The organism is Streptomyces sp. A1136, assembly GCF_004795055.1.
Classification (GTDB): Bacteria; Actinomycetota; Actinomycetes; order Streptomycetales; family Streptomycetaceae; genus Streptomyces.
On sequence record NZ_SSBJ01000050.1, the window covers coordinates 1 to 25517 of the forward strand.

Sequence of the window (25517 nt, forward strand, 5' to 3'; positions counted from 1 at the left end):
AGAAGCCGGTCGGCGCCACCGACATCAGCTTGAGTTGGCGCAGGCGCGCCTGGAGCTCGCGGATCTGGTCGCTCTCGTCGCCGTTGGCCATGATCGGCTTGACGGTCGGCGACTGCGAGGCGGACGCCGAGGGGGAGGACACCGCCGTGGGCGCGGACGAGGCCGGGGAAGGGGAGCCCGAGGCCCCCGACTTCTGCGGCCCGCAGGCGGTCGCGGCGAGCGCGACGGCGGTGGCGACTCCCAGCGTGCGGATTATTGCCTTCTGACGGTGCATGACGGCCCCCCGTTTGTTCTCCGATGTGTAAGTAGGTGATGCGTGGCGGGCGTGGACAGTTGCGGACGCCCCCGCGATGTTGCGCCATTGTGACCAGCGGCCGTCACGGCGGGGTCCGGGCGGTGATCCCGGGCCGGCCGGAACCACGGAGGAGTGGGTCATGGTTCGTCCCCCAGCAAGCACCGAGAGCGGAATCCCCATCGAGCCGGTGTACGGCCCCGAGGCCCTCGCGGACTGGGACCCCGCCGTCAGCCTGGGGGTACCCGGGGACTACCCCTACACCCGGGGGGTCTATCCCACGATGTACACCGGACGGCCCTGGACGATGCGCCAGTACGCGGGCTTCGGTACCGCCGCCGAGTCCAACGCCCGCTACCGGGCCCTGATCGAGGGCGGCGGCACCGGGCTGTCGGTCGCCTTCGACCTGCCGACCCAGATGGGACACGACTCCGACGCCCCGCTCGCCCACGGCGAGGTCGGGAAGGTCGGCGTCGCCATCGACTCCGTCGAGGACATGCGGCTGCTCTTCCACGGGATTCCCCTGGACCGGGTCTCGACCTCCATGACCATCAACGCCCCGGCGGCGCTGCTGCTGCTGATGTACCAGCTCGTGGCCGAGGAGGAGGGCATCGCGGCCGACCGACTCACCGGGACGATCCAGAACGACGTGCTCAAGGAGTACATCGCGCGCGGGACCTACATCTTCCCGCCCGGCCCGTCGCTGCGGCTGACGGCGGACATCTTCCGGTACTGCCGGGCCGAGATCCCGAAGTGGAACACCATTTCCATCTCCGGCTACCACATGGCGGAGGCCGGGGCCTCGCCCGCGCAGGAGATCGCCTTCACCCTGGCCGACGCGATCGCGTACGTGCGTACCGCCCTCGCCGCGGGCATGCCGGTCGACGACTTCGCCCCCCGGCTGTCGTTCTTCTTCGTGGCCCGGACGACCCTGTTGGAGGAGGTCGCCAAGTTCCGCGCCGCCCGGCGGATCTGGGCCCGGGTCATGCGCGAGGAGTTCGGCGCCCGCGATCCGAAGTCGCTGATGCTGCGCTTCCACACCCAGACGGCCGGCGTACAGCTGACGGCCCAGCAGCCCGAGCTGAACCTCGTGCGGGTGGCGGTCCAGGCGCTGGCCGCGGTGCTGGGCGGCACGCAGTCCCTGCACACCAACGCCTTCGACGAGGCGATCGCGCTTCCCACGGACAAGTCGGCGCGGCTCGCGCTGCGCACCCAGCAGGTGCTCGCGCACGAGACCGACGTGCCGCACACGGTGGACCCGTTCGCGGGGTCGTACGCGGTTGAGCGGATGACGGACGAGTTGGAGGCGGCCGTGCGCGCGCTCATGCGACGCGTGGAGGAACTGGGCGGGGCGGTCGCCGCGATCGAGGCCGGGTTCCAGAAGGGCGAGATCGAGCGGAACGCGTACCGCCTCGCGCGCGAGCAGGAGGCGGGCGAACGGGTCGTGGTGGGCGTCAACCGGTTCGCACTCGCGGAGGAGGAACGGTACGAACCGCTGCGGGTGGACCCGGCGATCGAGGCGCGTCAGTGCGAGGCGCTGACGCGGCTGCGCGCGGAACGCGACGGGGCGGCGGTGACGGCGGCGCTGGACGGGCTGCGGGCGGCGGCGGCCGACGCCACGGCGAACGTGCTCTACCCGATGAAGGAGGCCCTGCGGGTCCGGGCCACGGTGGGCGAGGTGTGCGGGGCGCTGCGGGAGGTGTGGGGCACGTACGTACCGGTGGACGCCTTCTGACCCTGTGAGCTTGCTTTCAGCCGCCGACCGACGGATATCGGCCTGTCGTACCAGCGTGGGACACTCCCTCCCATGCTGGGTGTCACCGATCTGCCGACCTATCTCGCCGGCCTTGTCCTCATCGTCCTCCTGCCGGGACCGAACTCCCTCTACGTGTTGTCCGTCGCCGCCCGCAAGGGTGTCCGCGAGGGGTACAAGGCCGCCTCCGGGGTGTTCACCGGGGACACCGTCCTCATGTTCCTCACCGCCGCCGGGGCCGGAGCGCTGCTCAAGGCCAGCCCGGTGGTGTTCACCCTGGTCAAGTTCCTCGGGGCGGGGTACCTGGCGTGGCTCGCGGTCGGAATGATGCGAACGGCGTGGGGCTTGTGGCGCCACCGGGCGGCCCGGCAGGAGGAGGCCCTGGCCGAACCCGAGGTGCAGGACGAGCGGCCGTACCGGCGGGCGCTGGTGGTGAGCCTGTTCAACCCCAAGGCGATCTTGTTCCTGCTGTCGTTCTTCGTGCAGTTCGTGGACCCCGGCTACGCCTACCCCGCCCTGTCGTTCCTGCTGCTGGGGACGTTGTCGCAGCTGGCGAGCTTCCTGTACCTGTCGACGCTGATATTCACCGGGACCCGGCTGTCGGCCGCCTTCCGCCGCCGCCGGCGGCTCTCGGCGGGCGCGACCTCGGCCGCGGGCGTCCTCTTCCTCGGCTTCGCGGCGAAGCTGGCGACGGGCTGACGGGCTGACGGGCTGACGGGCTGACGGGCTGACGGGCCGGCGCGCGCGCGGTTCAGCGCAGGCGGCGCAGCACGCGGCGGCCCACCCGGCGCAGCAGCGGGCTGTGCGTCAGGAAGGCCGGCCGCGCGGCGACGCCGCCCGGCAGCCCCGGCACCGTCAGCCTGCGCCGGGCGAAGTACCGCCGCGTCCGCGGGGTCAACGAGCCCGCGAGGTAGGCCCGCGCCTCCGTGCGCCGCTCGGGCAGCTCGGCCGCGGCGAGCGGCTGCGCCGCTGGCACCGCACCGGCGGCGGGACCGAGTCCCGGGTGCGGGAGTTCGCGTACGCCCCGGTGTCGGGGACCGCACGGCGCCGGCTCACCCCGGGGGGCGCCGCCGGGTACGGGTGTTCACCTCGATGCCGGTCACACCGCTGCCCGGGATGGAGCTGAGGGTCAACGACTTCGCCTGGACCCGTTCCCGCTTCGGCCCGCCGCGCCTGACCGAGGGCACCGACCTGGTCGGCACCTCGCTGGTGGAGACGGGGGTGGTGGACCCGGCCCGCTACCTCGACGCCGCGTCGCGCCCTGACCCGGGAGCACGGCGCGACGCGGTACTTCGCGCACCGCCGGGAGTCCCCGCTGAAGCTGCGGACGCTGAGCGAGGCCGCCGGGCTGGAGATCGTCCGCCCCGACCTGCCGCTTGAGCTCATCGCCCGGCGTGGACCGGTGGGCCGGACCATCGTCAGCTTCCCGTCCACGGTCGTCGACACGCTGCCGTACGCCCTGGCCGGTACCGGCGTCACCGTCGCCGTATGCGATGTCGAGCCGGCCTGGCTCACGGCCGACGCCTCACCCCGGGCCCGGGGCTTCCTCGCGCGGGTCACCGACACCGCCCGTGATGTGCGCAGACTCCCCGCCCAGGCGGCTCCGGCGGCCGGATGAGCGCGCGAGTTTACCCTCCGGCGCAACCGGTCATGCGTCCGGAGGCCGGGTTTCTATCCCCTAACGGCATGAACTTTTTGTGATCTCCGGCCAGTTGACCCATCCGTGCGCCTAACCTTCAACGGGTGAACCAGTTGATGTCCCGCGAGTCCCAGACCGCCCTGCCCGGCACGCCCGACCGGCCCGAGCTGCCCGGCACGCTTCCGGACCACCTGCGTGCCGAACTGATCGCCTTCCGCCGGGACCTGCACATGCATCCCGAGCTCGGGCACCAGGAGTTCCGCACCACGGCCGCGATCAAGGCCCGGCTGGAAAAAGCCGGCCTGCGACCACGGGTGCTGAGCACCGGCACCGGCCTGATCTGTGACGTCGGCACCTGGGACGGGGTGCGGCCCGTGCTCGCCCTGCGCGCGGACATCGACGCCCTGCCCATCCCGGACACCAAGTCCCACGTCGAGTACCGCTCGACCTTCCCCGACCGGGCGCACGCCTGCGGCCACGACGTCCACACCGTGACCGTGCTCGGCGCCGGCCTGGTGCTCGCCGAGCTCGACCGGCAGGGCCTGCTGCCGCAGCCGGTGCGGCTGCTGTTCCAGCCCGCGGAGGAAGTCCTGCCGGGTGGTGCCAGCGACGCCATCGAGGACGGGGTGCTGGACGGCGTCGGGAAGATCATCGCGGTGCACTGCGACCCCCGCGTCGACGCCGGGAAGATCGGGCTGCGCCCGGGCCCCATCACCTCGGCCTGCGACCGGCTGGAGGTCGCCCTCGCGGGCCCCGGCGGTCACACGGCCCGCCCCCACCTGACCACCGACCTCGTCACGGCGGCCGCCCGCGTCGCCGTCGACGTGCCGGCGGTGCTGGCCCGGCGGATGGACGCCCGCTCGGGCATGTCCGTCACCTGGGGCCGGATCGAGGCGGGGCACGCCTGCAACGTCATCCCGATGCACGCGGAGCTGTCGGGAACCGTGCGGTGCCTGGACCTGAACGCCTGGCACGAGGCCCCCGACCAGATCCACGCGGCGATCGACGAGGTCGCCGCCCTGCACGGGGCCAAGTCCGAGATCACCTACGTCCGGGGCGTGCCCCCCGTGGTCAATGACCCGCTGGTCACCGAGCTGCTGCGGGAGGCGATGGCGGCCCGGCGCGGCCCCGGGGCGATCGAGGACACCGAGCAGAGCCTGGGCGGCGAGGACTTCTCCTGGTACCTGGAGCACGTCCCGGGCGCCATGGCCCGCCTCGGGGTGCACAAGCCGGGCGACCCGGCCAAGCGGGACCTGCACCGCGGCGACTTCGACGTGGACGAGTCCGCGATCGCCGTCGGCGTCGAGTTCTTCACGGCCGCCGCGCTGCTCGACGGGCGGCGCGCCAGGCCCCCCCGGTAAAAGTCAGGGCAAAATCTGTACAACATCTGAGCGGCCCTCGGCGCACCTGTCCAGCCCTTGGTATGCAAGGGCTGGGCGTGTGACTGTTACTGATCGGTCACTGTCCGGTTCGCGACGATCCGATAACGACTCCTGAACGGGCTCTTAACTGACATCTACGCGCGTTACGATCGCCGCGAAACCAGCGCCGGTCGTGGCGCTTCGGTCAGGTTTTGAAGGAGCCTCCCCTTGCGCCGGATCACCAGGATCGCCACCGTGGGCATCGCGTCCGCGGCGCTGGCCCTCTCGGCCACCGCCTGTGGCGGAAAGAAGTCGTCGGACGCCACGTCCTCCAGCTCGTCCTCCGGGACGAAGGAGCAGAGCGCCGCCATCGCGTACGACATCGGCGGCCGCGGCGACCAGTCGTTCAACGACGCCGCCTACGCCGGTCTTGAGAAGGCGAAGGCCGAACTCAAGATCAAGACCGCCGAGGCCGAGCCCACCGAGGGCGAGTCCGAGGCCGACAAGGTCCAGCGCCTGACCGAGCTCGCGCGCAAGGGCAACAACCCGGTCATCGGCGTCGGTTTCTCCTACGCCCCGGCCATCAAGAAGGTCGCGCCGAAGTTCCCGAACACCACGTTCGGCATCATCGACGACACCTCGGTGACCGACAAGAACATCGCCAACCTCGTCTTCAACGAGGAGCAGGGTTCGTACCTGGCCGGCGTCGCCGCCGCCAAGGCCTCGAAGTCCGGCACGGTCGGCTTCATCGGCGGTGTCGAGGTTCCGCTGATCAAGAAGTTCGAGGCGGGCTTCACGCAGGGCGTCAAGGACACCAACCCGAACGCCAAGGTGCTGTCGGCCTACCTGACGCAGCCGCCGGACTTCTCCGGTTTCGCCAAGCCCGACCTCGGCAAGGCCACCGCCAAGGGCCAGCTCGACGCCGGCGCCGACGTGATCTACGCCGCCGCCGGTCTCGCCGGTTCGGGTGCGATCGAGGCCACCGCCACCGCCGGCAAGTGGGCGATCGGTGTCGACTCCGACCAGTACAACCAGGCCGGTCTGTCGAAGTACAAGGACCACATCCTGACCTCGGTCACCAAGGACGTCTCCGCCGCGGTCTTCAACGAGATCAAGTCGGTCGCGGACGGCAAGCCGCAGACCGGTGAGGTCCGCTACGGCCTGGACAAGAACGGCGTCGGCCTGGCCGACTCCAACCCCGAGTACAAGAAGATGGCCGACGTCATCGCCGCGGTGGAGAAGGCCAAGGCCGACATCATCGCGAAGAAGATCACCGTCAAGACCGCCCCGTAAGGGACGGGCCTGACGGCCGAACGGTCTTCGGGGTCCGGGTAGCGGCTCTGCCGCCACCCGGACCCCGCCCCGCGTCACATGGCCACCCGGCCACCAGTTTTCACTTCCGACAGTGCTACGCGCGTAGAGGAACCGTGGACGCGGTACCTTCTCTCACCGCCCTGTCCCCCTGCCTTCCGCTCCTTCGCGCCAAGGAGAGTGCGTCATCAACGCGTCCAGCCCCCCCGCCGTAGAACTGCACGGCATCACCAAGCGTTTCCCTGGCGTCGTCGCCAACAAGGACATCGACATCACCGTTCGCAAGGGCACGGTCCATGCCCTCATCGGTGAGAACGGTGCCGGCAAGTCGACCCTGATGAAGATCCTCTACGGCATGCAGAAGCCGGACGAGGGCACCATCGCCGTCGACGGGGAGCAGGTCTCCTTCGCCAACCCGGGCGATGCCATCGCCCGCGGCATCGGCATGGTGCACCAGCACTTCATGCTCGCCGACAACCTCACCGTCCTGGAGAACGTCGTTCTCGGCGGCGAGAAGCTGTACGGGATCGGCGGCAAGGCCCGCAAGAAGATCATGGAGATCTCGGACGCGTACGGTCTCGGGGTCCGTCCCGACGCCCTCGTCGAGGAGCTCGGCGTCGCCGACCGCCAGCGCGTGGAGATCCTCAAGGTCCTCTACCGCGGCGCCCGCACCCTCATCCTCGACGAGCCGACCGCCGTGCTCGTGCCGCAGGAAGTGGACGCGCTCTTCGACAACCTGCGCGAGCTCAAGGCCGAGGGTCTGACCGTCATCTTCATCTCGCACAAGCTGGGCGAGGTGCTGAAGGTCGCCGACGACATCACCGTCATCCGCCGCGGTACCACGGTCGGCACCGCCGACCCCCGGACCGCCACCACCAAGCAGCTCGCCGAGCTGATGGTCGGCAGCGAGCTGCCCTCGCCGGAGACCCGCGAGTCCACGGTGACCACGACGCCGATGCTCCGCGTGGAGAACCTGCGGCTGACCGCCACCGACCCCGACGGGATCGTCCGCGAGGTGCTGGCCGGCATCGACTTCACCATCCACAAGGGTGAGGTCCTCGGTATCGCCGGTGTCGAGGGCAACGGGCAGACCGAGCTCATCGACGCGCTGATGGGCATGAGCATCCCCGACGGCGGCGTCATCACCCTCGACGGCCGGGACATCTCCACCACCCCGACGCGCAAGCGCCGCGAGGGCGGGATCGGCTACATCCCCGAGGACCGCCACCGGCACGGGCTGCTGCTGGAGGCCCCGCTCTGGGAGAACCGCATCCTCGGCCACGTCACCGAGGCGCCCAACTCCAAGCGCGGTGTCCTCGACCCGAAGGCCGCCCGCAAGGACACCGAGCGCATCGTGCGCGAGTACGACGTCCGCACCCCGGGCATCGAAGTCACCGCGGCCTCCCTGTCCGGCGGCAACCAGCAGAAGCTGATCGTCGGCCGCGAGATGAGCCACAACCCGAAGTTCCTCATCGCCGCCCACCCCACCCGCGGTGTGGACGTCGGTGCGCAGGCGCAGATCTGGGACGCCATCCGCGAGGCCCGGCGCGAGGGCCTCGCCGTGCTGCTCATCTCCGCCGACCTCGACGAGCTGATCGGCCTGTCCGACACGCTGCGCGTCATCTACCGCGGTCGCCTGGTCGCGGACGCCGACCCGGCGACCATCACGCCCGAGGAGCTGGGCACCGCCATGACGGGTGCCGCGAGCGGGCACCTGGAAGCAACGAACGACCACGTTGAAGGCTCCGCCGCTGCCGACGGGACGACGGAGGACGAGGCCCGATGAAGAAATTCGACAAGGACCGGTTGCTGCTCTCGGTCGCCGGGCCGCTGCTCGCCCTGATCAGCGCCCTGCTGCTGACGGTGATCGTGCTGGCGGCCTCGGGCGTCGACCCGATCGACCCGCTGCGCATCATGATCGAGCAGGCCGGTTACGAGGACATCCAGGTCCTGATCATCAACCAGGCCGGCATCTACTACCTGGCAGCCCTGGCCGTCGCCATCGGCTTCCGGATGAACCTCTTCAACATCGGCGTCGACGGCCAGTACCGCCTCGCGGCGATGTTCTCCGCGGTGGTCGGCACGGCGGTCTCGCTGCCCGGTCCGCTGCACATCCTGCTGATCGTGGCCGTGGCCATGCTCACGGGTGCCTTCTGGGCCGGCATCGCGGGCATCCTCAAGGCCCGCCGCGGCGTGAGCGAGGTCGTCTCCACGATCATGCTCAACGCCATCGCGACCTCGCTGATCGCCTGGCTGATCCTGCCGAAGAACTTCGGCGTCCAGCCGGCCGGTTCCAACGACCTCACCACCGGCGACATCCCGGAGTCGGGCTGGTTCCCGTCCCTCTCCCTGTCCGGCGGCGACATCTACGGCTTCACCTTCGTCGCCTTCGCCCTGGGCATCGTCTACTGGTTCGTGCTGAACCGGACCCGCTTCGGCTTCGACCTGCGCGCCACCGGCGCCAGCGAGTCGGCGGCCCAGGCCTCCGGCGTGGACGCCAAGAAGATGATCATGACGTCCATGCTCGTCTCGGGCGCGGTCGCCGGTCTGACCGGCATGCCGCTGCTGCTCGGCGAGTCGCACACCTACAACCTGTCCTTCCCGCTGGGCATCGGCTTCACCGGCATCACCATCGCGCTGCTCGGCCGGAACAACCCCGTCGGCATCTTCTTCTCGGCCCTCCTGATCGCCTTCATCGACAAGGCCTCCGCCGGTCTCGACCAGAACGGCTACGCCAAGGAGATCGGCACGATCCTGCAGGGCCTGATCGTGATCGCCGTCGTCGTCAGCTACGAGCTCGTCCGCCGCTACGGCATCCGCCGCCAGCAGCAGAAGGTCGGCGAAGAGCTGGCCGCAGGCCACGCCCTCAAGACCGACAACAAGGAGGTCGCGGCGTGAGCACCAGCACCGTTTCCGCGACGAGCGCCGCGCCCAAGAAGGGCGGCGGCCGCCGCAAGCTGACCCTGCCCTGGATCCTGCTGATGATCGCGGGCGGACTCGCCCTGATCTCCCTGGTCAGGATCATCTCCGGGGCCGACGACCTGACGTCCGTCGGCCAGGTCTCCGGCGCCCTCCAGCTCGCCGTGCCGATCGCCCTCGCGGGTCTCGGCGGCCTGTGGGCCGAGCGCGCGGGCGTCGTCAACATCGGCCTCGAAGGCATGATGATCCTGGGCACCTGGTTCGGCGCCTGGGCCGGCTACCAGTGGGGTCCGTGGACCGGTGTCCTCCTGGGCGTCGTCGGCGGCGCCCTCGGCGGCCTGCTGCACGCGATCATCACCGTGACGTTCAACGTCAACCACATCGTCTCCGGTGTGGCGGTCAACATCCTGGCCGTGGGCTTCACCCAGTACCTGTCGAACTTCACCTTCGACAAGGCCCCGGGCGGCTCTTCCAAGCAGTCCCCGCGCATCGACCCGATCACCGAGATCACCATTCCCGGGGTCTCGGACTGGTTGGCCACGCTGCAGGGCAAACACTGGTTCCTGATCTCGGACGTCGCCGGAGTCCTCGGCGGGCTGGTCACCAACCTCTCGCTGCTGACCATCGTGGCGGTCCTGCTGGTCCCGGCCACCTGGTGGGTGCTGTGGCGAACCTCCTTCGGTCTGCGCCTGCGCTCCTGCGGCGAGAACCCGATCGCCGCCGAGTCGCTCGGCGTGAACGTCTACAAGTACAAGTACATCGCCGTGGTCGTCTCCGGCGCGATGGCCGGTCTCGGCGGCGCGTTCCTCGCGATCGTCTCCACCGGCATCTACCAGGAGGGGCAGACCGGCGGCCGCGGTTACATCGGTCTCGCCGCGATGATCTTCGGCAACTGGATGCCGGGCGGCATGGCCCTCGGCTCGGGCCTCTTCGGCTTCACCTACAGCCTCCGGCTGCGCGGTGGCGCCGAGAACGTCCACGCGATGCTCCTGCTGCTCGCGATCCTGCTCGTCCTCGTCGTCGGCTGGCAGCTCTACAAGAAGAAGCACTGGCAGGCGGGCATCGCGGCGCTCTGCTCCGCCGGTCTCTTCCTCTGGTACGCGCTCACCGATGCCGTCCCGAGCCAGTTCGTGGACGCCGCCCCGTACGTCACGACCCTGCTCGTGCTCGCCCTGTCGGCGCAGCGCCTGCGGATGCCCAAGGCGGACGGCCTGCCGTACCGCAAGGGCCAGGGCAAGTGAGCCCGCACGCCGCCGTCGACTGGGAGGCACTGCGGACCGCCGCCCGGGAGGCGATGACGCGGGCGTACGCCCCGTACTCCGGCTTCCCGGTCGGTGTGGCCGCGCTGGTCGACGACGGCCGCACGGTCGTGGGCTGCAACGTGGAGAACGCCAGCTACGGGCTGGGCCTGTGCGCCGAGTGCGGGCTGGTGTCCGCCCTCCAGGCCACGGGCGGCGGTCGGCTCACGCACTTCACGTGCGTGGACGGCAAGGGCGAGATCCTCGTCCCGTGCGGCCGCTGTCGGCAGCTGCTCTTCGAGTTCGGGGGCCCCGAACTCCAGGTGGAGACGCCGGAAGGCGTCCTGCCGCTCTCGGCGATGCTGCCCCAGGCCTTCGGGCCGGACCACCTCAGATAGCCGAAGCGACGGTCCTTCGTCCCTCCCGGGCGAAGGGCCGTCGTGTTTCCGTCTCATCCTTCCCCCTCTTCTCTATGCGCGTAGAAGGAAGCACTCCATGGACGTCATCTCCGTCATCCGCACCAAGCGCGACCGCGGCGAACTGAGCCCCGAACAGATCGACTGGGTCATCGACGCGTACACGCGGGGCGTCGTCGCCGACGAGCAGATGTCGGCGTTGGCGATGGCCATCCTGCTGAACGGCATGAACCGGGCCGAGATCGCCCGCTGGACGGCCGCGATGATCGCCTCCGGCGAGCGGATGAACTTCGACTCCCTCTCCCGTCCGACCGCCGACAAGCACTCCACCGGCGGCGTCGGCGACAAGATCACCCTGCCGCTCGCCCCGCTCGTCGCCGCCTGCGGCGCGGCCGTGCCGCAGCTCTCGGGCCGGGGCCTCGGCCACACCGGCGGCACCCTGGACAAGCTGGAGTCCATCCCCGGCTGGCGCGCGCTGCTGTCCAACGAGGAGATGCTGAACGTCCTCGACACCACCGGCGCGGTCATCTGCGCGGCCGGTGACGGCCTGGCCCCCGCCGACAAGAAGCTGTACGCGCTGCGCGACGTGACCGGCACGGTCGAGGCGATCCCGCTGATCGCCTCCTCCATCATGTCGAAGAAGATCGCGGAGGGCACCGGCTCGCTGGTCCTGGACGTCAAGGTCGGCTCCGGCGCCTTCATGAAGAACATCGAGGACGCCCGCGAGCTCGCCTCCACCATGGTCGCCCTCGGCACCGACAGCGGGGTCAAGACCATCGCCCTGCTCACCGACATGTCCACCCCGCTCGGGCTGACCGCCGGCAACGCGCTGGAGGTCCGCGAGTCGGTCGAGGTCCTCGCCGGCGGCGGTCCCGCCGACGTCGTGGAGCTGACCCTGGCCCTGGCCCGGGAGATGCTGGACGCGGCTGGCATCAAGGACGCCGACCCGGCGAAGGCCCTCGCCGACGGCTCCGCGATGGACGTGTGGCGCCGGATGATCGCCGCCCAGGGCGGCGACCCGGACGCCACCCTGCCCGTCGCGCGCGAGCAGCACGTCGTCACCGCCCCCGCCTCCGGTGTCCTGACCCGGCTGGACGCCTACGCCGTGGGCGTCGGCGCCTGGCGCCTGGGCGCCGGCCGCGCCCGCAAGGAGGACCCGGTCCAGGCGGGCGCCGGCATCGAGCTGCACGCCAAGCCCGGCGAGACGGTCACCGCGGGCCAGGCCCTGATGACCCTGCACACCGACACCCCGGAGAAGTTCGAGTACGCCCTGGCGGCCCTGGAGGGCTCCTACGACGTCGCTCCGGCGGGCACCGCCTTCACCGCGAACCCGATCGTGCTCGACCGCATCGCCTGAGCACCATCCCCCTGACCCCGTCGGCGCGGCTCCCCGTCCGGAGCCGCGCCGACGGCCTCACACCGGCTCCCGGGCGATGAGTTCGGGTGCGCGGCCCGGTCAACCCCTCGTGGAGATCAGAAGACTGGTGCTGTCCGGCCCCGCCGTGACCGTCGAGGACGCCGACCGGCTCGACGCCCTGTGCCGGGACGGGCCCCGCCCGCTGTGGGTGGTGTGCGCCGCCGGGGAACTCGGCGACGCCGGGCTCGCCGACGTGGACGGACTGGCCCGCCTCGCCCTGGCCGCCCGCCGGGCCGGGGTCCGCCTCAGCCTGGCCGGGGCCGCCCCGCGCCTACGCGCCCTGCTGGACCTCGTCGGACTCGTCGAGCTGCTCGGGGAGCCCGAACATCGGGAACCACCTGGCGGTGTCCAGGAAGGCGTTCAGCCCGACGATCTTCCCCCCTGATATCTCCAACACCTGCAACGCCCACGGCTCGTGTCCGGGTCGGCCGTCCGCGCGCGGACGGTACTGCCCGAAGGCCGGCATGCCGTTCGCCGTCGTCGGGACGAGCCGGGACCCCTTGCATCCGATGCCCTGGTTCAGGTGCCACGCCGCGATGTCGGCGTGACCGCGCAGCCACAGGTCGTACGGCGGCATCGACAGCACCGCGTCCTCGTGCAGCAGGGCGGTGAGCCCGGAGATGTCATACGCCTCGAAGGCGCTCAGGTACCGCTCCAACAGCTTCGCCTGGTCCGCGTCCAGCGGGTCCGCCGGATCGCTCGCGCGCACCGCCTGACCGGCGAGGGTGGCCCGGGCCCGCTGGAGGGCGCTGTTCACCGACGCGACCGTGGTGTCCAGCAGCGTCGCGACCTCGTCCGCCTTCCAGGCCAGCACCTCGCGCAGGATCAGCACGGCCCGCTGCTTCGCCGGCAGGTGCTGGAGCGCGGCGACGAAGGCCAGTCGGACGGACTCCCGCGCCAGCGCCGTCTCCGCGGGATCGGCGGTCTGCGGCAGCACCCGCCCGTCCGGCACCGGCTCCAGCCACGTCACCTCCGGCCGCTCGTTGAGCACGGCCGAGGCCTGGTGCTGCGGCGCCCCCAAATCCATCGGCCGGGCCCGCTTCTTCCCCGCGTTCAGCAGGTCCAGGCAGACATTGGTCGCGATCCGGTACAGCCAGGACCGCAGCGAGGAACGGCCCTCGAACTTGTCGTAGGCGCGCCAGGCACGCAGGTACGTGTCCTGCACCGCGTCCTCGGCGTCGAAGGAGGACCCGAGCATCCGGTAGCAGTAGCCGGTGAGCTCGACTCGATAGCGGTCCATCGCCGAGTCGAGGTCCGGGCTGGTCGCGAGGTCACTCATGGCTGCCGTCCCCCAGTAAGTTCCACTACGTCGAAAACTACCGGAGGGGTCTGACAACGGCAGCCGGACCGCCGGGCGCCGCGCGGGGCACGGCTCAGGTGCCGGGCTTGCGTCCGTACACGTAGACGTCGTCACCGCTTCGCAGCAGGTTCCAGTACGCCTTGGCGTCCGCCGGGCGCATGTTCACGCAGCCCCCGGAGCCGGGCGGGCTCCACATGCTCTTCTCGACGGAGTGGAAGGCGATGCCCCCGTCGAAGAACTGCGCGTACGGCATCGCGACGTCGTAGAGCGTCGACCAGAAGTCGATGTCGCGGTAGTAGATCCGCTTGTGACCGGTCCGCGTCTCGGTCCCGTCCTTGCCCGTGCGCACCGGCACCGGCCCGTAGACCAGTTTCCCGCCGTCCTGGACCCAGCTGAGCTGGCGCGTCAGGTCCACGCAGGCGATCCGCCCCAGGTCCACCGGGCACGCGCCGTCCCGGTTGGGGGTGGTGCCGGCCGCCCGTTGCGCCAGCATCACGCTCATCGTCTGCCAGGTGAGCGGCCCGGCGTACCCCGCGGTCGGGGTGATGCCGTACGTCGCCTGGAACGACCTGATGGCCGTGCAGTCGGCCACCGACTGCACGCCGTCCACCGGTCGCCCAAGGAACTGCTCGACCTGCCGCTGGTAGGGCCCGGTCGTCGCGGTGCAGGACGCGGCCTGCGCCGTCCCGCCCCCGACGGCCACCAGCGACGCCGCCAGGGCCATCGCCGCGCCCACCAGTGCCGCCGCCCGGCCCCTCGTACGAATCCGTCGTTTCCGTGTGGATGTCACATCCGCCTCCCCACCGCATCCCTTCCCTCCCCGGAGGCCGAACGTGCCGGAGCCCGGAGCGCGATGGGCTCCGGGCTCCGTAAATCACCTCGTACCGATGTCGTACGGCGGGTGCGCGCGGCGTCGTATCAGCGCATCGCGGCCAGTGAGGTGGGACGGCGTTCGGTGCGCGCCGCGTGCGACCCGTACAGGGTGATCGACGCGACGCCGACCACCGCCACCAGCGCGATCCCGACCGTGGCCGCCCACCCCGAGGCGTGGTAGGCGAGCGCCCCGAGGGTGCCGCCCGCGCTCGAACCGAGGTAATACGCCGACTGGTAGAGCGCCGACGCCTGCGCCCGGCCCGTCGTCGCCGTCCGGCTCACCGCAGCCGAGGCCACCGCGTGCCCCGCGAAGAACCCGGCCGTGATCAGCACCAGGCCCGCCAGGACGGCGGCCAACGAGTCCGCCAGGGAGAGCAGCAGCCCGAGCGCGGTCGTGGTCACCGCCAGGTACAGCGCGCCGCGCCGTCCGACGCGGGCCACCAACTGCCCGGCGGCCGCCGATGAGACCGTACCGACCAGATAGACCAGGAACACCGATCCGACGACGCCCTGCCCCAGCGAGAACGGCTCGTCCACCAGGCGGTACCCGATGACCGTGTACACCGCCCCGAACACCGTCATGAACAGCGCGCCGATCCCGTACAGCCGCAGCAACAGCGGGTCCCGCAGGTGCCCCGCGACCGTACGTCCCACGGCGCGCGGCTCCAGCGACGCCGGCCGGAAGAACCGCGCCCGGGGCAGCAGCACCAGGAACGCCGCCGCGCACGCCAGTGCCATCAGCCCGACCGTCAGCAGCCCGGCCCGCCAGCCCCACAGCTGCGCGGCCCAGCCGGTGACGATGCGGCCGCTCATCCCGCCGATCGAATTGCCCGCGACGAACAGGCCGATCGCGCCGACCAACGCCTTCGGGCGGACCTCCTCCGCCAGGTACGCCATCGCGGAGGCCGGGATGCCGGCGATGGCCGCTCCCTGCAGCGCGCGCAGCGCCACCAGCCACTCCAGGTTCGGGGCGAACGGGACGAGCAGCCCGACACCGACGGCCAGGGCCATCGCGCAGGTCATCATCCGGGTCCGCCCGAACCGCTCGGACAACGCGCTCAGCGGCAGGACGAAGAGGGCGAGCGCTCCGGTGGCGGCGGACACCGTCCAACTGGCCTGACCGGCCGTCACCCCGAAGTCGCCGGAGATCGCGGGCAGCAGCGCCTGGGTGGAGTAGAGGAGTGCGAAGGTCGCCAGTCCGGCGGCGAAGAGCGCGAGGCTCATCCGGCGGTAGCCGGGGCGGCCGGGGGAGTGGGGTTCCGGTGCGGGGGACGACGGGGTGGAGGCACCCGGGATGGTGGGTGCCCCGGTATGAGCGGGAGGCATGTCTCGACGGTAGACCCGGGCCGTTTCATGCGTCCAATGCACAGAATCGCGATAATCAATCCACTCGTGCATCAGTCCAGTTCAGGGAGGCGCATGTCAATGAGCCGTTACGAAGAAGACATCCCCGTGACAAGTCTGTTGGCCCCCCGGCTGGCCTACTTCGTCGCGGTCGCGCGGCACGAACACGTCACCCGCGCCGCGCAGGAGCTGGGCGTGCCGCAGTCGACGCTGTCCCGGGCCATGGTCCGCCTCGAACAGGACCTGTCCGTCACGCTGTTCGCCCGCAAGGGCCGCACCGTGGCCCTCACCACCGCCGGGCGCACCTTCCTCGCCTCCGCCCGGCGGGCCCTCGGTGAGATCGCCCGCGCCGCCGAGTCCGTGCAACAGGACGCCGACCCGGCCTCCGGCAAGGTCGCCTTCGGCTTCCTGCACACCCTGGGCTCCGAGACCGTGCCCGGGCTGATCCGCGCCTTCCGCGCCGACCACCCGAGGATCCGGTTCTCCCTCGTCCAGAACTACGGCGAGGCCATGCTGGAGCGGCTGCGGGCCGGTGAACTCGACCTCTGCCTGACCTCCCCGGTCCCCGACGCCCCCGACCTGGTGGCCCGCCGGCTGGACGAACAGCGGCTGCGGCTGGTCGTTCCCGACGACCACCGCCTCGCGGGCCGCAAACGCGTCCGCCTCGCCGAGGCCGCGGAGGAAACCTTCGTCACCCTGGAGCCCGGCTACGGGCTGCGCCGCATCACCGACGACCTGTGCGCGGAAGCCGGGTTCACCCCGAGGGTCGCCTTCGAGGGCGAGGAGGCGGAGACCCTGCGGGGCCTGGTCGCCGCGGGCCTCGGCGTGGCCCTGCTGCCGCCGCCCGCCGTGGCCCGGCCCGGCGTGGTCGAACTGACGGTGACGGCGCCGCGCGCGGTCCGCGAGATCGGTGTCGCCTGGCGCGACGGGCACCCCGACACGCCGCCCGTGGCGGAGTTCAAGCGGTTCCTGTTGTCCCGGCGGGGTCGGCTGATCCCCGAACTGTGAGCCGGACCGCCGCCGCCCCGACCCCGTCCTCTCCGACGCCGTCCTTCCCGGACCCGTCCTCTCCGGACCCGTCCTTCCCGGACCCGTCCTCCCCGGACCCGCCCACCCCAGGTCCGGCCTCCCCGGCCCCGGTCGCCAGCAGGTACCCGGCCTGGAACCGCGAGGTGGCGCCCACCGCCCGCATGATCCCCGCGATGTGCCGCTGGCAGGTCCGCTGCGACATGCCCAGCCGGCGCGCGATCACCTTGTCCTCCAGCCCCTCCGCCAGCAGCCGCACGATCGTCTGCCGCAACTCCTCGCTGAGGGAGCGGGCGGCCTCGGGGCCGACCGTCACGGGGAAGGGTTCCGCCGCCACCCAGGACCGTTCGAAGGCGCCCTTCATGAAGTGCACGACGTTCGGCTCGCGCACCACCAGCGCCGCCCCGCTGCGCTCCGGCACCTCCATCAGCCCGGTGTGCCCGTCGAAGACCAGCATGCGCATCAGGCCGTCGCCGACCGTGCGGACCTGCGCGCCCAGCGCCGTCAGCCGCTCCACGTAGGCCGCCGTCGGACGCGAGTACCGGGCCGTGTGCTGGTAGACCGTCCTCATCCGCACCCCGCGCGCCAACAGTGCCTCGTCGCGCCCGATCGACTCCTCCAACGACTCGGGCGGCCGCCCGCCGCCCGGCTGCGAGGTCAGCAACTCGCACTCGGTGGCCGCCGCGAGCTCCGCGATGAGCCCCCGTACCGCTCCGAGGTCGGTCACCAGCTCCAGGTGCCCCGAGCCGCCCGGATCGCGGTGCGCGGCCCCCGCCTCGTAAGCCGGGACCAGCTCCTCCAGCCGCCCGCGCAGCCGGTCCATCTCGTCGTGGGTGTCCCGGACGAGCAGCGCGAGCGGGGCCAGGGCCCGGGCCGCCGCCGCGCGGGGCGCCACCGCGCTCCACCGTTCGGGGCCGGGGCCCGGAGCGCGCTGGAGCAGGTGGGCCGCGGCCAACTCGGTGATCGCGGTGCCGGCGCGTGCGCCGAGGACGGCGCAGGCCTCCTGAGCCGTGAAGGCGCGTCGGTCCACCGCGTACGCGTAGAGGCGCCGAGCGGCGGGGCTCAGCCCGTCGTCCCGGACACGGGCTCCGAGGTCGTCGGCCGACATGCGCCTATTTCTCCCTGTGGGTGGGGTTTTGTAAACCCCTCGTTTTCCCGCAAGGCGGTAAGACGACGCCTGGCCCGGACCCCGTGGCATATGCCGAACCGGCACAGTGGGACCACGCCCGAGGGGGAAGGCGCCGGAGGGCGCGCCGGAACGGCCGCGGCCGTCCGACCGTGAGGGGGCGGATCGGCGGGCCCGCCGATCCGGCGCGCCGCCCGTCGGCCCGCCGTACGCGCCGAAGTCGTCAGGTCGTCAGGCCGTCAGCCGGACGACTTCGCGTAGTCGCCGAATCCGGTCCAGTCCACGGCGACCACCCGCTCGTCGCCCACCACCCAGGCGTCGTGCCCGGGCTCGATCTGCATGAAGTCGCCGGGGCCGTACTCCTCGGTCGTGCCGTCGTCCATCACGACCTTCATCCGGCCGCTCACCATGTAGCCGGTGTGCGCGGCCTGGCAGCTGTCCGTGCCGGCCATCGGCTTGATGTGCTCCGACCAGCGCCAGCCCGGCTCGAACACCGCGCGGCCGATGGGCCCGCCCTCCGCCTGGATCACGTCCAGCCGGCCCTTGCCGTCCTGGAACGGGCGCGTCTCGTCCGCGTCGTCGAAGTTCTTGCGCACGATCTGGGCCATGCCTGATCGCCTCCCGTGGAAGAAGCCCCCGAGGACAACCACCCGAGTCCACTTCCCACTTTACGCGCGGTCGGCGCCCTCGCCCGGGGCGTTTCAGCGCCTGGGCGTGCGCCCGAAACCCGACGCCAGCGGCATTCGCAGACCCAGCGGCGGAGGCGCGGCGAGGGCGTCCGTCACCGGCCGCGAGTACCGCCCCGAGAACATCGCGCCGAGGACGAAATCCACCCCGAGGGCCACCACTTCCGCCTGGTGCTCGCGCAGCCCGTGCCCGTCGCTGTGCACCTCGAACCGACACGTGGAACGATTCGCCTTCTTCGCCCGCGCCGCCAACCGGAAGGACGCCTCAGGATCGCAGCGCCCGTCGTCGGTGCCGTGCACGATCAGCACCTGCCGGCCCGCCAACTGCTTCACCGGTTCCGACTCCGGGGAGCCGTTCCCGGCCGCCCCGCCCGCGCCGACGGACGGGGCCAGCGCCAGCACCGCGTGGACGGCCTCGTGCCCCGCGGCGCGCAGCGCGGCCAGACCGCCGGCGTCATAGCCCGCGAGGCAGACCGGCACGTCTCCGTATCTGCGGACCACCTCGTCCGCCGCCCAGCGGGCGTCGTCCTCGCGGGCGCCGGCCCCGTGGAGCACCGGGTGCGCGGCCAGTCCCTGCGCCCCGCCCGCCCGGGCCAGGGCCCGCGCGAGCGCCCGCACGGGACCGGGGAAGAATCTGGACGCCCCGGGAAGCAGGAGCACCACACCACTGACCGTCGAGACCGAGCCGTTCGCGCCGGCCGCCCGCCCCAGGCGGGCCCCGCGCGCCGGCGGCGCATGCTGTGCCATGGCGGAACAGTCTCAGACCGACAGGTGTACGCGACCCGTCCGTACGGTCACTGTTACGTATCGACGGTTGACGCCGACCCCGTGCTCTACGCGCGTAGGAGCTACAGTGCCCAGATGACGAGCGACACCCCGAACCTTCCCACCCCGGACCAGATCCGCCGCGCCCCCAAGGTGCTCCTCCACGACCACCTCGACGGTGGCCTGCGCCCGGGCACCATCATCGAGCTGGCCCGCGAGGTCGGCTACGACAACCTCCCCGAGACCGACGCCGACAAGCTGGGCGTGTGGTTCCGGGAAGCCGCCGACTCCGGCTCACTCCCGCGCTACCTGGAGACGTTCGCGCACACCTGCGCCGTCATGCAGACGAAGGCGGCGCTCTTCCGCGTCGCCGCCGAGTGTGCCGAGGACCTGGCCGAGGACGGCGTCGTCTACGCCGAGATCCGCTACGCCCCCGAGCAGCACCTGGAAGCCGGCCTGACCCTCGAAGAGGTCGTCGAGGCGGTGAACGACGGCTTCCGCGAGGGCGAGCGCCGCGCGAAGGCGAACGGCCACCGCATCCGGATCGGAGCCCTGCTGACCGCGATGCGCCACGCGGCCCGCGCGCTGGAGATCGCCGAGCTGGCCAACCGCTACCGCGACAACGGCGTGGTCGGCTTCGACATCGCCGGCGCCGAGGCCGGGTTCCCCCCCACCCGCCACCTCGACGCCTTCGAGTACCTCAAGCGCGAGAACAACCACTTCACGATCCACGCGGGCGAGGCCTTCGGCCTGCCGTCGATCTGGCAGGCGCTCCAGTGGTGCGGCGCCGACCGCCTGGGTCACGGCGTGAAGATCATCGACGACATCGAGGTCGCCGCCGACGGTTCCGTCAAGCTCGGACGCCTGGCCTCCTACGTCCGGGACAAGCGCATCCCCCTGGAGATGTGCCCGACCTCGAACCTGCAGACGGCCGCGGCCGCCTCGTACGCCGAGCACCCGATCGGCCTGCTGCGCAAGCTGCACTTCCGGCTGACCGTCAACACCGACAACCGGCTGATGAGCGGCACGAGCATGAGCCGTGAGTTCGAGCACCTGGTCGAGACGTTCGGTTACACGCTGGAAGACATGCAGTGGTTCACCGTCAATGCGATGAAGTCCGCGTTCATTCCTTTCGATGAACGACTGGCGATGATCAACGACGTGATCAAGCCCGGCTACGCGGAGCTGAAGTCCGAGTGGCTGTTCCGGCAGACCGCTTCGACCAGCGGTTCTGTCTCGGCCTAGGTCATGGCGTGACATGAGGACGGCGCCCGGGGAGGGTAAATCCCGGGCGCTTTCTCGTATTTAAGGATGTTTGCGGGTCGGGGTTTGAAGTGACTAGTTTGCGGAGCCGCTCAATTCCCCGTCGCAAGGACGATTTTGATGAAGAAGTCAGCTGCCAAGACGCTCGGTGTCGCCGCCCTGGGTGCCGCCTTCGCCGCCGTCGCCGCCGGTTCCGCCTCCGCCGCCGTCCCGGCCGTCGGTCTGACCGACGCCCTGGGCACCGCCACCGGCGCCGTCCAGGGGCTCACCAGCCAGCAGAAGATGGGCGGCCACGAGGGCCAGGACGCCAGCGACCCCGGCGAGGCGCTCGGCGCGGTGACCGGCCTCCTCGGTGGCGTGCCGCTCAGCAACCTCGGCAACTGATCCACATCGCGCCCGACCGCACGGTGTGACGCGCACGGCCGTGCTCGCCGCGGCCGTGCTCGCCGCGGCCGTGCTCCGCGCGGCCTGCTCCGCGCCCGTCACCCGTAGGTCACCCGCACGCGCGCACCGGTGGCGCACACCTTTTCGACCGGTGTGCGCCACGCCGCGCGGTGTGCCACGATCACCGGCAACTGCCCGCCGAAGCAAGGTGTTTGGGGTCTCGGTCATGCGCATGAAGGCACGGTTCACGGCACGGACGTGGACACGGACGGCGGGCGTCGCCCTGCTCCCCGCCCTCCTCCTCGCCGCCACGGGCTGCGGCGGGGCCGCCGACGGTCCCGGCACGGCCCCCGACGCGAAGGCGCCGGCTTCGCCGCGCGCCACGCCGCCACCCGCCGGCTCCGCGGCCCCGCCCGCCCCGGCCTCCCCCAAGAGCGCCGCGAGCAAGCTGGAGCGGTCCGCGCTGGAACAGGGCGACCTCGACGGCTACCAGATCTCTGCGCAGGGCAAGAACCCGAACGCACCCTCGGGCCAGCCCCAGGCCGACCGCAAGGCCTGCCAGCCCCTCGCCGACGTCATGGGCGACAAGCCCGACCCGGCCGCCAAGGAGACCGTCAACCGGGGCGTCGGCTCGCAGAAGCAGGTGGGCCTCGCCATCTCCGCCTCGGTCAGCGCCTACGCCGAGGCCGACGCCGAGCACCTCATGGACCGGCTGCGCGACGCCGTCGCCGAATGCGGTACGGGCTTCACCGCCACCGTCCAGAAGCAGACCGGCAGCTACCGCGACGTAAAGCCCCTGGCGTACAAGACCGGCGGCGACGAGAACGTCAGCTGGACCACCACGGCCACCGCCGCGGGCGTCTCGGCGCAGGTCCACCTCGTCGTCGTGCGCCAGGGCGCCACGGTCGTGCGGCTGATGGCACTCAACGTGGCCGACGCCGCGAAGAAGGCGCAGGTGCCGCAAGAGGTGGCCGACAAGCAGCTCGAAAAGATCCGCAAGGCCGACTGAGCGGCCGCGGGCGACATCCGGCCCGGGCCGCGGGCGGCCCGGTTCAAGGGACGGTCCGGGTGGACCAGACGGTCCCGTCTACCAGGCGGTCGGGGCTACCGGCGCCCCGGTCTACCAGGCGGTCGCGCCCGCGCCCGCCTTCTCGTTCGGCAGCAGCAGCCAGAGCGCCAGGTAGATCAGGAACTGCGGGCCGGGCAGCAGGCACGACAGGACGAAGATGATCCGCATCGTCCGCGCCTTCATCCCGAACCGTCGCGCGAGACCGGCGCAGACGCCACCGATCATCCGGCCGTCACGGGGGCGGGTGATCGCGCTCATGGTTTTCTCCTCGTATCTCGGGATCGCTTTCTTGCGATGCCTCAATACTCGCGGGGAACCGCCGACAGAACCTCGGTCCAGGGGCCCACGTCGACCCTGGTAATTCTCGGGGTGGGCCCCTGAGAACGCCGCAGCCTGGACCGCAGCGCCGGCACCACCGCCGCGTGCACGAGCAGCACACCGGCCGTGTTCAGCAGCACCGAGTCGACGTCGACGACCTGCCCGGGCACCGCGGTCTGCAGCATCGCGATGCTCAGCGAGAGCAGCGTGGCCGCGGCCCCCGTCCGGGCCAGCGAGGACCACGCCGCCAGCGGTGAGCGCGCGAGCCGTCCGCCGGCCAGCGGCAACAGCACCCCCAGTGGTGCCAGCAGGGCCAGGTCCCCGCCGATCCGGCGGGCCGCCTCCAGTGGCCCGTAGGCCAGGTCCGTCCGGATGCCCTCCAGCGGAGTCAGGTTCGCCGCCGCCGCCCAGGGCACGTCCAGCGGCCGCAGGGTGAGCCAGCCGACGAGGAGCAGATGGGCTGCCAGCAGGGCCCCGCCGACGAGCCGGAGTCGGAGGTGGATGGCTGTCGCGGCGGTGTCGCCGGCCTCATGACGCTGCACACCTGCGAGGACGCAGCGCCCGGTAGCCGCGGTTCCGCCCCGTTCCGGTGTGACGGGACGCACGCCGTCCTACAGGAGGGCGAGCAGCACGATCAGCAGCACCGCGCCCGCCACGGCCGGTGCGATGACCTCGTACGACCACCGGACCTCGACGTCGCCCCGGGCGCTCTCGCGCGCCGCCCCGCGTTCGGCGAGCTCCTGCAACTCGTCCACGACCTTGTCGGCGAGGGCCCGCGGCGGTCCCTGCGTGACCGCGCCCGCCGTTCGCTCGGGCCCCTTGGCGGCCGTCTCCACGCCCCGGCCGTACTGGCGCTGTGCCTTCTTGCGCTCGCGCAGGGACACCGGGACCGACCACAGCTGGTACTTCTCGCCCTCCGCCAGCACCTCCGCCGAATACCCGGCGCGCACCGCGTCCACGGAGCCCCAGGGCAGTTCGATGACCCGGAACGGATTGCGGACCCGCATCCGGTCCTCGTTGGCGAAGACGGCCGGCCGGATGGTGAACGCGACGGTCAGCGGCACGGCGCAGAGGGCGACGGCCAGTCCGATCCAACGCGTCCTGCCGTCCCCGTACAGCACGGCGTCCCCGCACAGCCACACGATCATCGCGAGGGTCAGTACACCGGTCGCGATGGCCATGGACGAGCGGTAGACGCGGTCGGCGTAGACCGGCTCGGCGGCGGGCTGCTGGCTGCTCATGCGCCCGATTCTGCCTCACGCCGTCTCAGCCGACGAGATCGGCGTACAAGATGATGTTGTCGGGCCGGTGGCCGTCGGTGAGCTCGCCGCCGCAGGTGATGACGCGCAGCTCCGGGTGGGTGGTGTTCCCGTACACCTTGACGGTGGGGAACGTCTTCTTGCCGACTTGTTCCAGCTCGCGCACCCGAAAGACCGCGGTACCGCCGTCGGCCCGGGTGACGCTGATCTTGTCGCCGGTGCGGACGCGCGAGACGTCCTTGAGCACCCCGGGCCCGCGGACGGTGTCGAAGTGCCCGATCAGCACGGCCGGGCCGGTCTCACCGGGGGTGACGCCCTCGGTGTACCAGCCGATCTTGTCCCCGTCGGAGACCGACGGCACCTCGACGGTGCCGTCGGCGGCCAGGCCCAGTCGCAGCACGGGGGAGGCGTCCACCCCTGCCGAGGGGATGCGTACGCGTACGGGCGCGGAGGCGGGCAGGGGCGTGGCCGTCGCCGGGGCGGCGGGCGCGGCCGTGGGGGTGACGGCGGGCGGCGCGGCGGGGACGGAACCAGCGGTGCCGGCGCCGCCGCAGCCGGTCAGGGCGGCGGCGAGGAGTACGGCGGCCGGGAGCGGGCGTGCGCGGTGGGTCATCGGGGGCTCCGGGGAAACGAGGGCTCCGGGGAAACGAGGGCCGGCGGGCCACCGCGGAGGTGGCCCGCCGGAGGCAGGTCGGGGAAGGGCGCGCCGTACGCGTCAGCGCCGGGCGCGGCGGCGGATCAGAAAGGCGGCCCCGACCGCGGCCGGCACGGCGGCCAGTCCGACGCCGGCGGCCGCGGTGGTGGCGTCGCCGGTGTCCTCGGCGGCGATCTCGGCCCCGGCGGCGACCCCACCCCGGGGCACGACCGCGGTCTGCGCACCCGCCTGCGGCTTCACGTCGGCGACCGGCTTGACGCCGGCCTGGGCGGCCGGCAGGGCGGCCGGCCTGGTGGAGGACGTGGCGGTGGCGGACGTGGCGGTGGCGGACGGGGTGGGCTTCGGCGCGGGCTTGTCGGCGCCCTGGTCCTCCGTGACCTTGTAGTCCGGCTCGCAGCCCTTGGGCAGAGTCGGGAAGGAGGTGTGCCCGAGCGGCGTGTCACCGCCCTGGGCCTTCCACTCGAAGATGGGCGCGGCGCCGCTCGGGTTGACGATGCGGGCGATGATGCCGTCGGACGCGGGCAGCGCGGGGAAGGTGCGGTCCAGGTGGCGCCAGTCGTCGGTGACGTCCGTCCGGATGGTGACCTCCGGGCCCGCGGGGGACATGGACACGTCGGCGAAGAAGGCCCCGCCGAGGGCGACCTGCTTGGCCTCGGTCCCGCAGACCGGGCCGGTCTTGCCCTTCGGCAGCGGGTAGGACCTGGCCACCCCGTCCGTCGTGACGACGAGCACCGGGGCGGCGGTGTCGGCCTTGGTGAGCTTGAGCCGTAGACCGTCGGCCGTCAGAGCCGGGTGCGTGCGGTCCACGACCGCCACCACGCGGACCATGTAGTCGTCGCCCGGCTTCCAGTTCGGGCCCACGGCGCGGATCCACGCCTCGGGACCCTCGGCCTTGTTGCGCAGTACCGCGACCAGGCCCTCGCCGATGTAGACCGGCTCGCCCGCGTAGCGGCCGTCGTCCGACGCCGATCCGGTCGCCCCGGCCCCCGCGGCGGTCTGCGGGGCGGGCACGGCGAGCGCCGTCGCGGCCGGTGCGAGCAGGGCGCCGGCGAGGGCGGCGGTGACGATCGAGGTGCGGATGACGGAACGCATGACGACTCCGG

27 protein-coding genes and 1 pseudogene are annotated in these 25517 nt (G+C 71.8%); 16 read left to right on the plus strand and 12 right to left on the minus strand.

All coding sequences use genetic code 11. The annotated features are described in order from the left end of the window. Positions 1 to 89: 89 nt before the first annotated feature. The 3 genes from E6R62_RS39950 (at position 90) to leuE (ending at position 2744) form a co-directional block, all read left to right on the plus strand. A complete protein-coding gene (locus E6R62_RS39950) occupies positions 90 to 266 on the plus strand; it encodes a hypothetical protein (protein WP_206308919.1) in 177 nt (58 codons plus the stop codon). A gap of 168 nt (positions 267 to 434) precedes the next feature. Continuing rightward, positions 435 to 2027 carry a methylmalonyl-CoA mutase gene (locus tag E6R62_RS32655; protein ID WP_136217103.1) on the plus strand — a complete coding sequence of 531 codons (1593 nt, stop codon included), beginning with the start codon at positions 435 to 437 and terminating at the stop codon, positions 2025 to 2027. Between the two features lie 72 nt (positions 2028 to 2099). Continuing rightward, positions 2100 to 2744, plus strand: a complete 645-nt coding sequence (gene leuE / locus E6R62_RS32660) for a leucine efflux protein LeuE (protein ID WP_136217104.1) — start codon at positions 2100 to 2102, stop codon at positions 2742 to 2744. A 52-nt stretch (positions 2745 to 2796) separates the two neighbouring features. Here the strand turns inward: leuE and E6R62_RS39955 are convergent, their stop codons facing one another. Then, the gene (locus E6R62_RS39955; RefSeq protein WP_168714253.1) at positions 2797 to 3021 is read right to left on the minus strand and encodes a hypothetical protein; all 225 of its coding nucleotides are present in this window, start codon (positions 3019 to 3021) and stop codon (positions 2797 to 2799) included. Here E6R62_RS39955 and E6R62_RS32665 point away from each other — a divergent pair. The 9 genes and pseudogenes from E6R62_RS32665 to E6R62_RS32705 all read left to right on the plus strand — a co-directional run. Continuing rightward, positions 2980 to 3663, plus strand: a pseudogene (locus E6R62_RS32665) (hypothetical protein); the annotation flags it as partial. The gene E6R62_RS39955 and the pseudogene E6R62_RS32665 overlap by 42 nt on opposite strands. 137 nt (positions 3664 to 3800) lie before the next feature. Then, positions 3801 to 5045, plus strand: coding sequence for an amidohydrolase (locus E6R62_RS32670; RefSeq protein WP_136217138.1), 1245 nt, complete (start codon positions 3801 to 3803; stop codon positions 5043 to 5045). 228 nt (positions 5046 to 5273) lie between these two features. Beyond that, complete coding sequence (locus tag E6R62_RS32675) at positions 5274 to 6338, plus strand: BMP family protein (protein ID WP_136217105.1); 1065 nt, start codon at positions 5274 to 5276, stop codon at positions 6336 to 6338. A 235-nt stretch (positions 6339 to 6573) separates the two neighbouring features. Further along, positions 6574 to 8142 carry an ABC transporter ATP-binding protein gene (locus tag E6R62_RS32680; RefSeq protein WP_240802032.1) on the plus strand — a complete coding sequence of 523 codons (1569 nt, stop codon included), beginning with the start codon at positions 6574 to 6576 and terminating at the stop codon, positions 8140 to 8142. Beyond that, positions 8139 to 9254, plus strand: a complete 1116-nt coding sequence (locus E6R62_RS32685; RefSeq protein WP_136217107.1) for an ABC transporter permease — start codon at positions 8139 to 8141, stop codon at positions 9252 to 9254. The genes E6R62_RS32680 and E6R62_RS32685 overlap by 4 nt, the downstream gene beginning before the upstream one ends. Continuing rightward, the gene (locus tag E6R62_RS32690; protein ID WP_136217108.1) at positions 9251 to 10516 is read left to right on the plus strand and encodes an ABC transporter permease; all 1266 of its coding nucleotides are present in this window, start codon (positions 9251 to 9253) and stop codon (positions 10514 to 10516) included. Before E6R62_RS32685 ends, E6R62_RS32690 begins: the two co-directional genes overlap by 4 nt. Continuing rightward, positions 10513 to 10911 (plus strand): cytidine deaminase, encoded by a 399-nt coding sequence (locus E6R62_RS32695; RefSeq protein WP_136217109.1) that lies wholly within the window; start codon positions 10513 to 10515, stop codon positions 10909 to 10911. Before E6R62_RS32690 ends, E6R62_RS32695 begins: the two co-directional genes overlap by 4 nt. Before the next feature lie 97 nt (positions 10912 to 11008). Continuing rightward, a complete protein-coding gene (locus tag E6R62_RS32700) occupies positions 11009 to 12286 on the plus strand; it encodes a thymidine phosphorylase (protein WP_136217110.1) in 1278 nt (425 codons plus the stop codon). A 109-nt stretch (positions 12287 to 12395) separates the two neighbouring features. After that, entirely contained in the window at positions 12396 to 12731 is a 336-nt protein-coding gene (locus E6R62_RS32705) for an STAS domain-containing protein (protein ID WP_240802030.1), read from the plus strand. On the opposite strand, the gene E6R62_RS32710 is transcribed toward E6R62_RS32705, so the two are convergent. The 3 genes from E6R62_RS32710 to E6R62_RS32720 all read right to left on the minus strand — a co-directional run bounded on the left by E6R62_RS32710 (position 12618) and on the right by E6R62_RS32720 (position 15845). Continuing rightward, positions 12618 to 13625: a sigma-70 family RNA polymerase sigma factor gene (locus E6R62_RS32710; RefSeq protein ID WP_136217112.1), complete on the minus strand. Its 1008-nt coding sequence runs from the start codon at positions 13623 to 13625 to the stop codon at positions 12618 to 12620. The genes E6R62_RS32705 and E6R62_RS32710 overlap by 114 nt on opposite strands. A gap of 94 nt (positions 13626 to 13719) precedes the next feature. Further along, positions 13720 to 14370, minus strand: a complete 651-nt coding sequence (locus E6R62_RS32715) for a L,D-transpeptidase (RefSeq protein ID WP_136217139.1) — start codon at positions 14368 to 14370, stop codon at positions 13720 to 13722. 194 nt (positions 14371 to 14564) lie between these two features. Beyond that, positions 14565 to 15845 carry an MFS transporter gene (locus E6R62_RS32720; RefSeq protein ID WP_136217113.1) on the minus strand — a complete coding sequence of 427 codons (1281 nt, stop codon included), beginning with the start codon at positions 15843 to 15845 and terminating at the stop codon, positions 14565 to 14567. A gap of 99 nt (positions 15846 to 15944) precedes the next feature. Here E6R62_RS32720 and E6R62_RS32725 point away from each other — a divergent pair, with 99 nt between their 5' ends. Continuing rightward, positions 15945 to 16871: a LysR family transcriptional regulator gene (locus E6R62_RS32725; protein WP_136217114.1), complete on the plus strand. Its 927-nt coding sequence runs from the start codon at positions 15945 to 15947 to the stop codon at positions 16869 to 16871. Here E6R62_RS32725 and E6R62_RS32730 read toward each other — a convergent pair. The 3 genes from E6R62_RS32730 to E6R62_RS32740 form a co-directional block, all read right to left on the minus strand. Then, the gene (locus E6R62_RS32730; protein ID WP_240802031.1) at positions 16822 to 17997 is read right to left on the minus strand and encodes a helix-turn-helix transcriptional regulator; all 1176 of its coding nucleotides are present in this window, start codon (positions 17995 to 17997) and stop codon (positions 16822 to 16824) included. The genes E6R62_RS32725 and E6R62_RS32730 overlap by 50 nt on opposite strands. A gap of 257 nt (positions 17998 to 18254) precedes the next feature. Then, positions 18255 to 18623, minus strand: a complete 369-nt coding sequence (locus E6R62_RS32735; RefSeq protein WP_136217115.1) for a cupin domain-containing protein — start codon at positions 18621 to 18623, stop codon at positions 18255 to 18257. Positions 18624 to 18716: 93 nt separating this feature from the next. Next, the gene (locus tag E6R62_RS32740) at positions 18717 to 19448 is read right to left on the minus strand and encodes an alpha/beta hydrolase (protein ID WP_136217116.1); all 732 of its coding nucleotides are present in this window, start codon (positions 19446 to 19448) and stop codon (positions 18717 to 18719) included. A gap of 114 nt (positions 19449 to 19562) precedes the next feature. Here E6R62_RS32740 and E6R62_RS32745 point away from each other — a divergent pair, with 114 nt between their 5' ends. From E6R62_RS32745 to E6R62_RS32755, 3 genes are all read left to right on the plus strand, one after another. Then, a complete protein-coding gene (locus E6R62_RS32745; RefSeq protein ID WP_136217117.1) occupies positions 19563 to 20711 on the plus strand; it encodes an adenosine deaminase in 1149 nt (382 codons plus the stop codon). Between the two features lie 138 nt (positions 20712 to 20849). After that, positions 20850 to 21113: a hypothetical protein gene (locus E6R62_RS32750; RefSeq protein WP_136217118.1), complete on the plus strand. Its 264-nt coding sequence runs from the start codon at positions 20850 to 20852 to the stop codon at positions 21111 to 21113. A 226-nt stretch (positions 21114 to 21339) separates the two neighbouring features. Then, complete coding sequence (locus E6R62_RS32755) at positions 21340 to 22122, plus strand: hypothetical protein (protein WP_136217119.1); 783 nt, start codon at positions 21340 to 21342, stop codon at positions 22120 to 22122. A 111-nt stretch (positions 22123 to 22233) separates the two neighbouring features. On the opposite strand, the gene E6R62_RS32760 is transcribed toward E6R62_RS32755, so the two are convergent. From E6R62_RS32760 to E6R62_RS32780, 5 genes are all read right to left on the minus strand, one after another. Then, complete coding sequence (locus E6R62_RS32760; RefSeq protein ID WP_136217120.1) at positions 22234 to 22440, minus strand: PspC domain-containing protein; 207 nt, start codon at positions 22438 to 22440, stop codon at positions 22234 to 22236. 41 nt (positions 22441 to 22481) lie between these two features. Continuing rightward, complete coding sequence (locus E6R62_RS32765; protein WP_136217121.1) at positions 22482 to 23042, minus strand: VanZ family protein; 561 nt, start codon at positions 23040 to 23042, stop codon at positions 22482 to 22484. Between the two features lie 69 nt (positions 23043 to 23111). Then, complete coding sequence (locus E6R62_RS32770; RefSeq protein ID WP_136217122.1) at positions 23112 to 23741, minus strand: PH domain-containing protein; 630 nt, start codon at positions 23739 to 23741, stop codon at positions 23112 to 23114. A gap of 25 nt (positions 23742 to 23766) precedes the next feature. Continuing rightward, positions 23767 to 24372, minus strand: a complete 606-nt coding sequence (locus E6R62_RS32775) for a class F sortase (protein ID WP_136217123.1) — start codon at positions 24370 to 24372, stop codon at positions 23767 to 23769. 102 nt (positions 24373 to 24474) lie between these two features. Continuing rightward, positions 24475 to 25506, minus strand: coding sequence for a hypothetical protein (locus E6R62_RS32780; RefSeq protein ID WP_136217124.1), 1032 nt, complete (start codon positions 25504 to 25506; stop codon positions 24475 to 24477). Positions 25507 to 25517: the final 11 nt, after the last annotated feature.